At 61.0% G+C, this 15,218-nt stretch carries 8 protein-coding genes and 3 pseudogenes (1 of these 11 only partly in view); 4 read left to right on the forward strand and 7 right to left on the reverse strand.

The window, feature by feature from the left end:
* Positions 1 to 551, forward strand: partial view of an NnrS family protein gene (locus ACPDZI_RS19885; RefSeq protein WP_438833663.1) — the final stretch only. Its footprint begins 646 nt before the window's first position; 551 of the gene's 1,197 nt are visible here — the last part of the coding sequence; its start codon lies off the left edge, out of view; it ends in the stop codon at positions 549 to 551.
* A gap of 8 nt (positions 552 to 559) precedes the next feature.
* On the opposite strand, the pseudogene ACPDZI_RS19890 reads toward ACPDZI_RS19885, so the two are convergent.
* A pseudogene (locus ACPDZI_RS19890) lies at positions 560 to 1,128 on the reverse strand (helix-turn-helix domain-containing protein).
* Positions 1,129 to 1,249: 121 nt separating this feature from the next.
* Between ACPDZI_RS19890 and ACPDZI_RS19895 the strand changes: the two are divergent.
* Positions 1,250 to 2,401, forward strand: coding sequence for a benzoate/H(+) symporter BenE family transporter (locus ACPDZI_RS19895; RefSeq protein ID WP_438833664.1), 1,152 nt, complete (start codon positions 1,250 to 1,252; stop codon positions 2,399 to 2,401).
* Positions 2,402 to 2,551: 150 nt separating this feature from the next.
* Entirely contained in the window at positions 2,552 to 3,616 is a 1,065-nt protein-coding gene (locus ACPDZI_RS19900) for a DUF3103 family protein (protein ID WP_011707631.1), read from the forward strand.
* Positions 3,617 to 3,678: 62 nt separating this feature from the next.
* On the opposite strand, the gene metF is transcribed toward ACPDZI_RS19900, so the two are convergent.
* Positions 3,679 to 4,575 (reverse strand): methylenetetrahydrofolate reductase, encoded by an 897-nt coding sequence (gene metF, locus ACPDZI_RS19905; protein WP_005306036.1) that lies wholly within the window; start codon positions 4,573 to 4,575, stop codon positions 3,679 to 3,681.
* Positions 4,576 to 4,903: 328 nt separating this feature from the next.
* Between metF and ACPDZI_RS19910 the strand changes: the two genes are divergently transcribed.
* Positions 4,904 to 5,695 carry a GNAT family N-acetyltransferase gene (locus ACPDZI_RS19910; RefSeq protein ID WP_438833665.1) on the forward strand — a complete coding sequence of 264 codons (792 nt, stop codon included), beginning with the start codon at positions 4,904 to 4,906 and terminating at the stop codon, positions 5,693 to 5,695.
* A 66-nt stretch (positions 5,696 to 5,761) separates the two neighbouring features.
* Here the strand turns inward: ACPDZI_RS19910 and ACPDZI_RS19915 are convergent, their stop codons facing one another.
* The 5 genes and pseudogenes from ACPDZI_RS19915 to uvrA all read right to left on the reverse strand — a co-directional run bounded on the left by ACPDZI_RS19915 (position 5,762) and on the right by uvrA (position 15,165).
* Positions 5,762 to 7,246 (reverse strand): ABC transporter substrate-binding protein, encoded by a 1,485-nt coding sequence (locus ACPDZI_RS19915; RefSeq protein WP_438833666.1) that lies wholly within the window; start codon positions 7,244 to 7,246, stop codon positions 5,762 to 5,764.
* Between the two features lie 8 nt (positions 7,247 to 7,254).
* A complete protein-coding gene (locus tag ACPDZI_RS19920) occupies positions 7,255 to 9,234 on the reverse strand; it encodes a methyl-accepting chemotaxis protein (RefSeq protein WP_438833667.1) in 1,980 nt (659 codons plus the stop codon).
* A 219-nt stretch (positions 9,235 to 9,453) separates the two neighbouring features.
* The gene (locus tag ACPDZI_RS19925) at positions 9,454 to 10,065 is read right to left on the reverse strand and encodes an OmpW family outer membrane protein (RefSeq protein ID WP_011707635.1); all 612 of its coding nucleotides are present in this window, start codon (positions 10,063 to 10,065) and stop codon (positions 9,454 to 9,456) included.
* 446 nt (positions 10,066 to 10,511) lie between these two features.
* Positions 10,512 to 12,196 (reverse strand): annotated as a pseudogene (locus ACPDZI_RS19930) (diguanylate cyclase).
* 141 nt (positions 12,197 to 12,337) lie between these two features.
* Positions 12,338 to 15,165, reverse strand: a pseudogene (uvrA, locus tag ACPDZI_RS19935) (excinuclease ABC subunit UvrA).
* Between the last annotated feature and the right edge of the window lie 53 nt (positions 15,166 to 15,218).

The raw sequence follows: 15,218 nt of genomic DNA on the forward strand, positions 1-15,218 counted from the left end.
GGGCTGCCCTTGCCACGCTGTGGCTCACTATGGTGAGCTGGCTGCTGCTGCCCACCCCATGGGCCACCAGCCTCTACTTGCTTCCTCTATATATAGTGGCGGCCGTTTTGCACTTGTGGCGCCAATTGCGTTGGCGGCTGCCTTCCACTCTTGGCCAACCCCTCTTGTGGTCGCTGCACCTCGCCTACCTGTTTATTCCTCTCGGCCTGCTCGCCCTTGGTGCTCTGGCTGCCGGCCTGCCCATCAGCCTGTCGCTGGCCAGCCACCTGCTCAGTGCCGGCTGTCTGGGGACCATGATCCTGGGGATGATAGCCCGGGTCTCCCTTGGTCACAGTGGCCGGGCCTTGCAGGTGGGCCGCAGGATCCAGTGCGCATTCGCGCTGGTGATCATGGCCGCCCTGATCCGGGTCGTGATCCCGCAGCTTTGGCCGGCCTATACCCTGCACGGCTGGAACCTGAGCGGCCTGGCCTGGAGCCTGGCGTATGGCCTGTTTGTCTGGGTCTATGCTCCCATATTGACCAGCCCCCGGACTGATGGGCGCCCAGGCTAACCCGGGGGTCAAGATCTGCTGGCAGGATAGTGGATCAGATTGTGGAAGATGGCAGGGGCCACACCCAGATTGCGATAGCCATGGGGGCGGTCGGCCGCAAAACGCACCGCCTCCCCCTGCGTCAAGGAGCACCACTCCCCTTCCACCAGCACTTCCATCAGGCCACTGATGACGATGACATGTTCGGTCACCCCGGGTTCATGGGGTTCTGATTCTCGCTGATAACCGGGCAACAGGGTCAGCTCAAACAGTTCAAATCCAAAGCGCCCCTCATAAGGGAAGAGAGGGGCGACCTGCATGCCCTCTCCCGCCGGCTGCTGGCGAATCGCATCAGCGGTGCGATAGAGCACCTCCCCCTGCTCTGCCGGGGTCGGCTCGATGAAGCTGGAGAAAGAAACTCGAAAGCCGGTGGCAATCTTCCACAGGGTGGCCACCGTCGGGCTAGACTCCCCCGTTCAATCTGGCCCAGCATGGCCTTGCTCACTCCCGTCTCCCGCGCTGCTACAGCCAGGCTCCAACCCAGTTCGCTGCGCAAGCCCTTCAGACGTTGGGCCAGATGCTGATTCATCTCTTGCATGACTGCCTCTTTGTGGTGCTTGCTTGAATCACCTTGTGCGCTATAACGCACAGCGATATAGTCTGAGGCAATATTGTACGCAATAACGCACAAATCGTCACAGCCCCACAAGGACGTCACCATGCCCTTTGCCCTTCCTCATCTGGTCTCCGGCTTCATCGCCGTGATGGTCGGCTATACCAGTTCGGTCATCCTGATCATTCAGGCAGCCACGGCAGCGGGAGCCGATGCTGCCCAGCTCGCATCCTGGCTATGGACGTTGGGTATTGGCATGGGTATCAGCTGCATCGGCCTCTCCCTCTATTACCGCATCCCCGTCTTGACTGCCTGGTCGACCCCGGGGGCCGCCCTGCTAATCACCAGCCTGGGTAACTTCACCCTGGCCGAGGCCATCGGCGCCTTCGTTATCTCTTCTCTGCTGATCACCCTGTGCGGCATCAGCGGCTGGTTCGATCGGCTGATGCGCCATATCCCGGCCCAACTGGCGGCGGCCATGCTGGCCGGGGTATTGCTCAAGTTCGGGCTGGATCTGTTCAAGGTCGCCCCGGCAGATCCCTTACTGCTCGGCAGCCTGCTGCTGGCGTTCCTGCTCGGCCGCCATCTCTGGCCACGCTATACCATGGTGCTGGTACTGGCGACCGGCATCCTCATCTGCCTGCTGAGAGGCCGGCTGCAGCTTGACACCATCCACTGGCAACTGGCCGGCCCGGTCATGACCTGGCCCGAGTTTTCCCTTGGTGCCCTGTTCGGCATTGCCTTGCCACTGTTCATCGTTACCATGACCTCCCAGAACATGCCGGGCATTACCATTTTGAGGGCCCACGGCTATCAGCCTGCCACCTCATCCCTCATCACCTGGACCGGCCTGACCGGCCTGCTGCTGGCGCCCTTCGGCGGTTATGCCTTCAACCTGGCGGCCATCACTGCGGCTATCTGCATGGGGAAAGAGGTAGATCCGGACACCAACCGACGCTGGCCCGCGGCGGTGTGGGCCGGCAGCTTCTACCTGCTGACCGGCTGTTTCGGGGCCACGGTCGCGGCGCTGTTCACGGCCTTCCCGGCGACACTGGTAACCTGTGTCGCCGGGCTGGCGCTGCTTGGCACCATCGGCAGCAGCCTGCACACCGCATTACAGCACGACGATGCCCGCGAGGCCGCCCTGCTGACCTTCATCATCACCGCCTCCGGCATCAGCCTGCTCGGCATCGGTGCAGCCTGCTGGGGACTGCTCGTCGGCATCATCCTGTATCAAGTCAACCAGCGGAGAAACTGACCTGACCATCTGGGGAGCTCCCCGTGAGACACCGCACATAATTCAGAAAAATTGGTTCACAGCTGAAACTAATTGCCATTAAGTGGTGTCGAGGCACTTCTTCTTCCCCGATGCGTGCCTCATGTCAGACTCATAAACTGGAGAATAATAATGAGGAATCAGGCTGTCATTTTGTTACTGGCACTGCTGGGCGCCACCACCGCCCACGCTGCCGACACCGATCGGGAGCTGGCCCGCCAGCTCGCGCTGCAGCAGAAGAACCTGCTGCCGCTGCTGAGCAATCAGGAGTACCAGAGCCCGCTGCCCAACCTGTTGCAAAAGGCCAGCCCGCGCCTGAAACGCCAGGCCCGGGATGCCAACCAGGCAGCCATCAGCCGGCAAGGACTGGATGGCGAGGTCAAGGAGCTGATGCAGCTGCGACTGGCCAACCCGGAACAGGCCGCCGCGCTGCAGCAGGGTGTCGAACCGCTGGTCGCCTATGTACCGAGCGGAGATGAGAAGAGCTGGAGCGCCATCGAAGCCTTCGACAGCGCCGGCAACCCCGTCTATCTGGATGTGGACAAGGCACCGGCCCGTCCGGTCCTGGTCGTGGAGGCCGACCCAGTCAAGGCCAAGAACGCCGGCCTCAAGGTGATCCGCAAGGCGCTGGCGGCCGCCGACATGCAGGTGGCTCCCCGTGCGGCTGCCAGCACGGCACCGCTCAAGACCAGCATCCTGAAGAAAATTCGGTTGAAGGATGATCAGGAGCCCTGGCTGCTGGGTGCGGCCGAGGTGTATGCGGTGGTCGCAGGGGTCAACCCCAGCCGGGATGAGCCCGTGGTCGACATCGTCGACATGCCCTATCTCGACTATGACAACACCGACTATACCCCCAACCAGATCCTGGTCTACTGGGATCGCTATCGCTGGGGTGCCGTCGACATCGTCATGATGGAGCAGGACGACAACGTCAACTACAAGGAGCTGAGCGGCCTGTTCATCGATGCCCTCAAGCTGGCTTTCACTGCCGGCGGCGTGCCCGAGGCACTACCCTTCCTCGATCTCGGCGGTCGCATCGTCAAGGCACTGCCCGACTCCTGGATGACCAACAACGATGACTATCTGGATACCTTCTATACCCTGGAGCAGGACCAGAGCTATCACCAGTATCCCGGCGCCGCCGGCAATGCGGTGATCGATCTCGAACCCAAAGAGATCGCCCCTACCAGACCCTGATTGGTCGCCATGACAAAAAAGCCAATGAGCGACTCATTGGCTTTTTTTGTGCCCACGATCTGTTACGGCTGGCCTTTCGGCCTCACCCCCAGGGTGTGGCAGATGGCGTAGGTCAACTCGGAGCGGTTCAGGGTATAGAAGTGGAAATCTTTCACCCCTTCCTGACTCAGCACCCGCACCTGATCGATGGCGATGCTGGCCCCCACCATGTTGCGTGTCATCTGATCATCATCCAGCCCCTCAAAACGCTGATGCATCCAGCGCGGGATCTTCACGTTGGTGAAACCGGCAAACTTGGCCAGGGTCTGGTAGTTGGAAACCGGCAGGATCCCCGGCACGATTTCGGCATCGATGCCGATGGCGGCGCAGCGATCCCGAAAGCGCAGGTAGGTCTCGACGTCAAAGAAGAACTGGGTAATGGCGCGATTGGCACCGGCATCGATCTTGCGTTTGAGATTGAGCAGATCCGACTGCGCACTGCGCGCTTCCGGGTGCCCTTCCGGGTAGGCGGCCACCGAAATATCGAAGTCCGCTTCGGCCTTGAGCAGGGCCACCAGATCGGTGGCATACATCTCCGGCTTCTCCAGCCCCTGGGGCAGGTCGCCGCGCAGCGCCACGATATGGCGGATGCCACTGTTCCAGTAGTCACGGGCAATGGTGCGCAGCTCGTCACGGCTGGCGTCGATACAGGTCAGGTGCGGGGCGGCAATCAGACCGGTCCGCTCCTTGATGTCCTTGATCACCTTGTGCGTGCGATCCCGGGTACCCGAGTTGGCACCATAGGTCACCGACACAAACTTGGGCTCCAGCACTTTCAGGCGCTCGATGGATTGCCACAGGGTATTTTCCATCCCTTCGCTGTTGGGCGGAAAAAACTCGAAACTGACCGATATGTCGCCACTCAAATCTGCCAGACTCTGGTTGAGTGCCTCAACCTGACGTGCGCTGTGAAATCCCATCTGCTCTCTCCCTGCCCTGCAATCCATTTCTCTACGTCAAAACGGATGTTTGGACGTCTAAACGTCTTTCTATCTTTATGATAAAATGGCACAAAGTCAACACTGTTTTACAGCGAGAGGAAGGCCGCCGATTTTTATTTGGCAATAAAGCCAAAGTAACGATTGGCACCCCATCCCAAAATCCAGCGAGTCGCGTTATGATGAACGCAGATCGTCCTGGACGTTCTGAATCTGCGTGTGATTGTTTGGCCGGAGGTTTCTCCGGCCCCTTTTCAACCTCTTCCCCTTCCTGCCGATAACCAATTGAACCATTCGCAGGAGCATCATCATGGACACCCACCCCGGCTTTGCCACCGACTTGCTGTTCGATCGTTATCAAGGCAACGTGGTCGACCATGAGCAGTTCTGGGCCGTGCGCACCCCCGATGCTCCCGATTACTACTTCGGCAACTATCTGCTGCTCCCCTTTCCCCCCAGCGATCACGACAAGGGCTGGCTCGAGGCCAGTTTCGACAAGCTGATCGGGCAGGACCCCCGGGTCAGACACCGCACCTTCCAGTGGCCTCTCGCGGCCGGCCAGAACAGCCGGGTAGCCGGCTTCGTGGCGGAGGGATACCAGTACATGGAGTGCGTGGTGCTGGCACTGGAGGCCGCCGACTGGCAACCGCCAGCCGCGACGGTGGCTGCGCGCCCCTTTACCCCGGCCGACTGGGATGAGTGGCTGGCCTTTGAACTGGAGGAGCGGGATCCCGGTCACTCGGAGCAGAGCTACCTGCCCTATCTGCAGTCACGCCGCCAGTTGTACGAGGCGATGATCGGGGACGGGCTGGGTCAGTGGTGGGGGATCTGGCAGCAGGAACAACTGGTCGCCAGTTGCGGCCTCTTCTTCACCGATACTCTGGGCCGCTTCCAGCTGGTGCGCACAAGGCAGGCATGGCGCAATCAGGGGTTGTGCCGTCAGCTGCTGAGCCAGGTTGCCAGGTACGGGCTGACGCGGGTCGACCGGCTCATCATAGTGGCCGACGAGCACTATCACGCCCAGCGCGTCTATCGCTCGCTCGGGTTCACCCCGGTGGCCCGCATCGGCAGCCTCTGCCGTTGGCCCCACCCGGTACAGTGACGTCACTGACTGGCGGCAGCAAAGAAAACGGGAGGCTGATGCCTCCCGTTGTTTATCTGCCGGCAGCTATTGCTGCGGTGTTTCCAGCTCGTTGGAGAGCGCCTGCTCCACCTCGGCCGACGGAGCCGGCAACGGCGCGGCTGCCGCAGATGCTGCTGCGGCAGGCGTTGCTGACGGCGCCGGGGTGGCTGGTGTCTCTGTCACCGCCGGCGTCGCGGCGGATGCAGCGGCAGAAGGCTCGGTGGTCGCAGCGGCGGCCGATACTGCGGGCGCGGCGGCAGGGGCGTCACACTGGCAATCGGCTCCCCTCACCTTGTTGCCCTGATGAGGCGGATACCAGCCCTTCAGGCCCTGCTCCAGCCGATCGGCTGCCGCCTTGGGCTCCATCTTGCCAAGCAGCACGGCCTGACTCACTTCCGCCAATTCATCCCCCAGCTTGGGCGTACCGCGAGAGAGGATCTGGGTAGCTATCCGGATGGTGGAGTCGCACTGATCCCGCCACTCCATCATCTCCTTCGCCGCCGGGTTGGTGACTTCGAAGAAGTGGTTTGAGAGGGAGAAGAAGCCGGGCAGCGAGTTGGTATAGAGCTCGGCGAACTGGGGCGTGGTCAGCCACTGCAGGAAGGCCATGGCCGCCTCCTTGTTTTTGCTGGCCGGGTTCATGCCCATCCCGATGTCGGTGTGATCAGTAAAGAAGCAGCCATCACCCTGCTTCGCCACGGGCGGGCGCATCACGCCAAAGTCCACCTTGCCGGTGAAGGGGGCAATCTCCCAGGAACCCGCCACGTAGAAGGCGGCCTTGCCCGAGGTGAACAGTTCGTTGGTCGCGGCATAGTCGCGGCTCTCGCCGCCTTCGCCGAGGTAGGGGCGCCAGCGCGCCAGCTCCTCGAACACCTTGACGTAGGGCGGGTTGTCAAAACGCTCCTGCCCGCCGATCAACGCCAGCCGACCATCCTCCCCCTTCCAGTAGTTGGGACCTATGTTCTGGAAGCCGAGCTCGGAGGATACCCAGCTTTCCGAGCCGCTCATGGCGAGCGGCACATAGCGGCCATCGGCCTTCACCTTGTCCAGCGCCGCGAAGAAGGCATCCCGGGTTTGCGGCACGCTCAGCCCCAGCTCACTGAAAATCTTCTTGTTGTAGAAGAAACCGTGAATCACCGAGGCCATGGGCACGCAGAAGGTCTGGGCGCCGGAGTCGGTCTGCCAGGGTGACTGGGCAAAACTTGGGAAGTTCTCCATCCCCGACATCTCGGTCAGTTCCGCCAGATGGCCCGCCTTGAACAGGGCCAGGGAGTCGTCGAATGGCCGGCAGGTAATGAGATCCCCCGCTTTGCCCTCTTTCAGACTGGCCCACAGGGTCGGCATGTAGTCGACGTTCTGCACCCCGTTGAACTTCACCTGGATGCCCGGGTGGGAGGCCTCGAAGGCAGGAATGATCTTCTGCTCCCACAAAGCCTTGTCATCAATCCGCCAGCTCTCGATCACCAGCTCGCTGGCCATCAGCTGGCCACACAACAGGAGACTCAGGGCCCCGATCCACTTGTTAGACATAAGCCCTCCTAGACCTTGAAATGTGCGATCAATTGCTGCTGCTTGGCGACCAGATCCGCCAGCACTTCACTGCTGCCGGCCGACTCCCGCGCTTCCCGCTCGGTCTCGTAGGCCACCTCGGCGATGCCGGAGATATGGCGGGCCACCCCCTGGCTGACCGAGATCTGCTCCTGTGCGGCGTGCGCCACCTGATCCGCCATCGCCTTGATGGCGCTCATCCGGTCGGCGATGGATTGCAGGGCCGCATCCATCTCCCGGGTCTGCTCGACACAGTTGTGGGTCTGCTCCTGACTGCGCCCCATCACCTCCACCACCAGCTTGCTCGAGCTCTGCAGGTTCTCGATCATCGCCTGGATCTCTTCGGTCGAGGTCTGGGTCCGGTTGGCCAGTGCCCGCACCTCGTCTGCCACCACGGCAAAGCCACGGCCGGCATCGCCGGCCCGTGCCGCCTCGATGGCGGCGTTCAGCGCCAGCAGGTTGGTCTGCTCGGCGATGCTGCGGATCACGTCGAGGATGCTACCGATGTTGTTGCTGAACTCACCCAGCTTGTAGGTGATGCCAACGGCTTCTTCCATGGCGCCTGCCAGCTGCTCTGTGATGCGACGGGTGGTCGCCACCTTCTGGCGACCGCTGCGCGCTTCATCATCAGCCAGATCCACTTCCCGTTTGGTGCCATCGGTGGAACGGGCTACCTCGGTGGCACTCACCTCCAGCTCGGTGATGGCGGCAGCCACCTGATCGGTCTGACTCTTCTGATCCTGTACCCGGGACACGGCCCTTTCGCTGATCTCTGCGGCGCGGCTCGCCTCCTCCACCAGATGACGGGAGCCGGCATTGATCAGGGAGAGCAGCTCGCCTGTTTTGCCGGCCAGGGTATCGATGGAGCGGGAGAGTGCGCCAAATTCGCAGCTGCTGCGATAGTTGATGCGGCGGGTCATGTCCCCGGCCGCCATGTAGTCCAGCTCCTTGTTGATCATCTGCAGCGGACGCTGAATGCTGCGCGCCGTGGTATAGCCGATGATGAGGGCGGCGGCGGCCGAGATGGCGGCTACCACCAGGATCCAGAAGCTGGCGCTGCTGACCGCATCATCCGCCGTGGTGCGGCTCTGGCTGGCAATCGAGCCGGCCGACTGCCCCATCTCGTCGAGCAGGCCCAGGCTGTTGATCAGGCTGGCATCGAGTTGCTGATTGAGGGTCTGCAGCGAGGCGGCCAGCTGCTGGGCATTGCGCATGGTCGCCAGCAGCCCCTGCTGGCCAAGTGCCAGCTCCTGCATCCGGTCGAGGTTGGAGACGAAGCGCTGCTTCACGTCATCCGGCACCAGCACCCGATCGAGCCGCTTGCGGGCCATCTCGATGTCCTTGCTCAGCACCTTCTCCAGCTCATTGAGATCGGTCTTGGCATCGGCCCGTCGAATGTTCTTCAGATCGCGCGCGATGCCCGAAGTGATCAGCTCAGCCTTGTTGCGCATGGAGCGTTTGCTGGCGGTCTGCTGCAACAGTAGATCGGCAGCCCACTGGTAGGTGTCTTCCAGCCGGATGAAGGCAATTTCCAGCTTGTGGCGCTGATCCTGGGCATTGACCCATTGGCTGTGCTGGGAGAGCACCTGTTCAGCCAGGCCGTAGAACTGCTTGGTGGCGGTATCGACCTGCTGAAAACGAGAGCCGGCCTCGGCCACCCCGCTAAACCTGTCCATCTCCTGGCTCAGCTGACTGAAACGCGCCTGCTGCTCCTTGAACTGGCTGGCCAGCTGCGGCAGCTGGCTTGCATCCTCGTTGGTCCGGTAGACCAGCACCCAGCGGTTGCTGTCCTGCAGGGCGCCTTTCAGGCCGGCCACCGCAATCACCAACGGGGTCGCCCGGTCGGAGACCTGTGACAAGCCGTCGTTGATGCCCCTGATCTTCAGGGTGCTGATCACACCCAGCAGGATCAACAGCAGCAGCATCAACACAAATCCGGCGATGATCCGCTGCACAATAGATAAACCCATGGAGACATCCTCACTCGTGGGGGAAAGGTAACGTGAACATAGACACTATCGGCACAAGGGGCGAATTATAGAGGGGAGACCGAGGGTATTTTATTGATCTATATGGGGTTGGATCACAGTTGACGGGGGACGCTTTGCGCGTAAAAGGGCCCGGACTGTGCCGGGCCAAAGAGACATGCTAGCTGTAACGGCCCGTGGGAGGACCAACCCTGTGTCCTATCAGAAGCGATAGCCGACACCAAACATGAATGCCATGGGATCGATGGAGGTATTGATGGTCCCCACGGCGGTGTGCACGTCGGTATCGATATCCATGATCCAGGCAGAGGCGTTGACGAACCAGCGATCATTGATCGCCATGTCCAGGCCGACCTGACCGGCCATGCCCCAGGAGGAGTCCACGCTCACGTCGGTACCATCCAGCGCGCCGCGGCCCTGCTCATCGAAGAAGGTGGTGTAGTTGATGCCGGCGCCGATATAGGGGCGTACCTTGCTGTTGGCATCACCGAAGTAGTACTGCGCCATCAGGGTCGGCGGCAGGTGCTTGACCTTGGCCACTTCACCCAGGCCGGCGGTGGACACCGAGTGGGAGAAGGGCGTGGCTGCCAGCAGCTCGACACCCCAGTTGTCAGTGATCAGATAAGAGAGCGTCAGACCCAACTGCATATTGCTGTCGATTTCCAGCTCGCCGGTACCCAGTACGTTGTCACTGCTCGTTTGCGGAGAAACAAAGGCCAGACCACCACGCACCAGAATATCACCGGCCTGGTGGGCCATGGCGACGGGAGAAGCGAGAGCGGCCGCGATCATCAGAGGAAGGATCTTTTTCATCACGTTTTCCTTTTAGTTTTCGTTTTATATGTTGCAAGCCTGAAAACTATAAAGGGATGTGAATGCAGAGTTATTGATTTAGCTCAAACGTTACCAAGAAATAGATAGATGTGTACAGCAGCTTAAACACCTCTGTGCATGGCTTGAAACTGGTAAAATAAACAATAAAAACATATCGATACGCCAATTTAAAAGCAAACGACACACATTAAGAAATAATTTAAATGCATCTTATTGAGGCTTTAAACGGCTAAAAACGGTTGTTTCACTCGCTCAACCAGAGTATTTTTGCGAGCCATGTAGCCGGGCTGTAAGAAATTCTTTATGAAACCACAAACCAGAAGGGACAAAATAGTAGCCATACTGGCGGCCATCTGGGGTATTGGCTCCTTCCTGTTTATTTTATTGGGATTCGTTCTCGGCATGGCGCTATTAATTCTGACCCACTAGGCCGACTGGCTGGTGTGAGACGTCTGACACCGCAGCCACTCCCCTGCCACAATCTGCTCCGGGTCCAAATCCCACTGCGCCGGCCCCAGTTCCCCGCTGTATCCGCGCCAGCGATTCCTGCCCTCCTGCTTGGCCCGGTAAAGCGCCATGTCCGCCAGTTTGAAGCTCAGGTTCCAGAACGAATCCTCCAGCTCCCGATGCAGGGGGTAATCGCAGAATCCCAGTGAAACCGTCATCCAGAGCGGCAACTCTTCACGTCCGAACCGGCAGTCGGCAATCTTGCGGCGCAGACGCTCGACCCGCTGCGCAACCCGTGTCGGCTCATCGCCCGTCAGCAGCAGCAAAAACTCCTCGCCACCCAGCCGGATCAGCGGCTCCTCCTCAGCGAGAGCACCCCGCAACAACTCCGCCAGCTGGCATAACAGCAGATCGCCGATGTCGTGGCCGAAGCGATCGTTGACCTGCTTGAAGTGATCCAGATCCAGGATCAGCAACACCCTGCCTGCCGCCAGGTCATCGCCATTGAGCAACCATTCATCGAGGTAGCGCCGGTTGAAGGAGTGGGTCAGCGGATCCGTATAGGCGGCTGTCTCCATCCGGGATGAATAAGCTTGCAAGGCGCTGTGGTGCAAGCTGATCCTGGCCGCCATCTCCCGGAACTTGCGACTGAGCAGCGCCATCTCCTGACTGCTGTCGATGATCGGCAACACGTTCACGTCCTGCTTTTCGGCAAACTTGTGCAGCGCCCCCACCAGCTCGCCGATCGGCCCTAGCACGATGGCGTGCAAGCGGGCCAGCGCCATCAGAATACAGGCGAAGCTAATCAGCAGCATGCCGATGAAGGTCCAGATAGCCCCCTCCATCGCCCCCTGCAGCACGTCACGCTCTTCTTCCACAATCAGGGTCAAGACGGGAGTACCGTCGTTGTCGAGCAGCAGCCCCTCACCCCTGACGCGCTGCAACCCCAGATCCACCAACCGGTAGCTCATGTATGGCTTGAACGGCTTGAAAGAGCCCTTGTGCTCGCCAGATCTGGGCTGGGCAATGGTCAAGGCGAGCGCGGTCCGCGCCGCCAGATCGTTCAGATAGCGCTCATCCAGCCAACGGGTCGCCAGCAGATAGCCATTGGGTTTGGCATCGCTGAGGGTATTGGTCACCGGCTGCAGCGAGAAGATGAGCGGTCCCCATAACGAGCTTCTCACCCCGCTCAGACTATGGATCCCCCCTGCCGCGATTCACGCAGCAGTTGCAGCTTGAGGTCATCCAGAAAGAAGGGAAGCAAGGTGGTGTCCGTATCAGGCGCCTCCGGCAGCAGGGTGCGGGTCCAGATTTCAGAGCCCTGCAAATCCATATAACTCAGCACGTTGAGCTCAAAGTCCCGCATTGGCGTGTCGACCAACAGATTGGAGTGGATGTAGCCCTGATTGGGCCTGGCCAGGAAGTGGTAGCTCTCGTCCCAGATCCCCCAATCCCGAGTGAAGGCATTGATAGCATTGATGTCGCCCTGCACGGCCCTGACCACCCGTTGCAGATGATCCTGCATCCGCCGCTCCTCGACCCGCTGCGCCGCCGGCACCTGGGCCAACGCGATCACGATGAGCAGCATCAGGATGGCGCCGGCCCAGACGGGGAACATGGAGTAGGCCAGCAAATGATCGATGGAGCGGGACGGTTGAGCCATGGACGCCAATATCCTTTGGATGGCAATGCGAAACGGGAAGGGTCTTGCCTCAAGTATGGAGTATCGGCCCGTCTGGACGGTCACTGAATTACCACAATAAAAACAAGGGGCCCAGGGCCCCTTGTCACATTATTGAACGGATTATCGTGCCAGCAGCGGCGCCAGGAAGCGGGCCGTATGGGAGTCCTCGCAACGGCTGATCTGCTCCGGCGTCCCCGTCACCAGAATGCGGCCACCGCCGGCGCCCCCTCCGGACCCAGGTCAACGATCCAGTCGGCAGTTTTGATGACGTCCAAGTTGTGCTCGATGATGACAATGGTGTTACCGCGATCCCGCAACTGGTGCAACACCTTGAGCAGCTGCTGGATATCGTGGAAGTGCAACCCGGTGGTCGGCTCGTCCAGAATATAGAGGGTCTGACCGGTATCCCGCTTGGAGAGCTCCCGCGCCAGCTTGACCCGCTGCGCCTCACCGCCAGACAAGGTAGTGGCCGACTGACCGAGGCGGATATAGGAGAGGCCCACATCCATCAAGGTCTGCAGCTTGCGCGCCACCGCCGGCACCGGATCGAAGAACTCGCGGGCATCTTCCACCGTCATCTCGAGGATTTCGTGGATGTTTTTGCCCTTGTACTTCACCTCCAGGGTCTCGCGGTTGTAGCGCTTGCCCTTGCAGACGTCGCACGGCACGTAGACGTCCGGCAGGAAGTGCATCTCTACCTTGATGACCCCATCCCCCTGACAGGCCTCGCAGCGGCCCCCTTTCACGTTGAAGGAGAAGCGGCCCGGCTGGTAGCCGCGCGAGCGCGCCTCCTGGGTGCCGGAGAGCAACTCGCGGATCGGGGTGAACAGACCGGTGTAGGTGGCCGGGTTGGAGCGCGGGGTACGGCCGATGGGGCTCTGGTCGATATCCACCACCTTGTCCAGATGCTCCAGCCCTTCCACGCTGCGATAAGGCGCCGGGGTGGATTCGGTCGCCTTGTTGAGCTCGCGGTGAGCAATGCGGAACAGAGTGTCGTTGATCAGGGTCGACTTGCCGGAGCCGGAGACGCCGGTGACACAAGTCATCACCCCGATGGGCAGATCCAGGTTGACGTTGCGCAGGTTGTTGCCGCTCGCCCCCTTGAGCTTCAGCCACTTGCCGGTAAGCGGAGTACGCTCGGCAGGAATGGCGATCTGCTTGCGGCCAGAGAGGTAGTCACCGGTGAGTGACTCGGGATTGGCAATGATCTCTTCCGGCGTGCCCTGGGCGACGATGGCACCGCCGTGTACTCCGGCCCCCGGGCCGATATCGAGCACATGGTCGGCGAGGCGAATGGCATCCTCGTCGTGCTCCACCACGATCACCGTGTTGCCAAGATCACGCAGGTGAGTGAGGGTCTTGAGCAATCGCTCGTTGTCGCGCTGATGCAGGCCGATGGAGGGCTCGTCCAGCACGTACATGACCCCCACCAGACCGGCACCGATCTGGCTGGCCAGCCGGATCCGCTGCGCCTCGCCGCCGGAGAGGGTCTCGGCACTGCGGGACAGGCTCAGATAGTTGAGACCGACGTTCACCAGGAAGCCAAGCCGCTCGACGATCTCTTTGAGGATCTTCTCGGCGATCTGGGCGCGCTGGCCGGTCAGATTCAACCCTTCGAAGAAGGCCAGTGCATCACCGATGGACTGCTCGGCGATGGCCGGCAGGTTGCGGTTGTCGACGAAGACATGGCGCGCCTCCTCCCGCAGCCGGCTGCCACCGCAGCTGGTACAAGACTTGTTAGCGATATATTTGGAGAGCTCTTCACGCACCGAGTTGGACTCGGTCTCCCGGTAGCGCCGCTCCATGTTGTGCAGGATCCCCTCGAACGGGTGCTTGCGCACCACCACGTCGCCGCGATCGTTCATGTAGCGGAACTCGATCTCGGTGCGACCGGAGCCGCGCAGGATCACCTCTTGGGTCTTGAGTGGCAGATCCTCCCACGGCGTCTCCAGATCGAACTTGTAGTGCTCGGAGAGGGATTTGAGCATCTGGAAGTAGTAGAAGCTGCGCTTGTCCCAGCCACGGATAGCGCCATTAGCCAGACTGATGGCCGGATCGCCGATCACCTTGGCCGGATCGAAATATTGCTGCACCCCGAGGCCGTCGCAGGTAGGGCAGGCACCGGCCGGGTTGTTGAAGGAGAAGATACGCGGCTCCAACTCCAACATGGAGTAGCCGCACTCCGGGCAGGCGAAGTTGGCGGAGAAGGTCATGGGGGCGACCCCCTCCTCGCCATCCATCGGCACCACCAGCACAATGCCACCGGAGAGGGTCAGCGCCGTTTCGAACGACTCGGCCAGACGCAAGGCAAGGTCATCACGCACCTTGAAGCGATCCACCACCACCTCGATGGTGTGCTTCTTGTGCAGCTCCAACGCGGGCGGGTCGGAGAGATCGCACACCTCGCCGTCGATACGGGCACGGATGTAACCCTGAGCCGCCAGATTCTCCAGCAGCTTGGTGTGTTCCCCCTTGCGATCGCGCACCACCGGGGCCAGCAGCATCAGCTTGCTCCCCTCCGGCTGGGCAAGCACCTGATCAACCATCTGGCTGATGGTCTGGGCGGCGAGCGGAATGGCGTGGGTCGGGCAGCGCGGCTCACCGACCCGGGCGAACAGCAGACGCAGGTAGTCGTAGATCTCGGTGATGGTGCCGACGGTCGAGCGCGGGTTATGGGAAGTGGACTTCTGCTCGATGGAAATGGCGGGCGAGAGCCCCTCGATATGGTCGACGTCCGGCTTCTCCATCAGGGAGAGGAACTGGCGGGCATAGGCGGAGAGTGACTCCACATAGCGGCGCTGCCCCTCGGCATAGAGGGTATCGAACGCCAGAGAGGATTTGCCCGAACCGGAGAGGCCGGTGACCACGATCAGCTTGTCGCGGGGCAGGGTCAGATTGATGTTCTTGAGGTTGTGGGTGCGAGCACCCCGGACCACGATCTTTTCCATCTTGTTGCACGCTCGATACAGAAACCTGAGCGAGTCAGTATGGCATAGAGACT

Origin of the sequence: Aeromonas oralensis, assembly GCF_049665575.1 — a bacterium.
Lineage (GTDB): Bacteria > Pseudomonadota > Gammaproteobacteria > Enterobacterales > Aeromonadaceae > Aeromonas > Aeromonas hydrophila.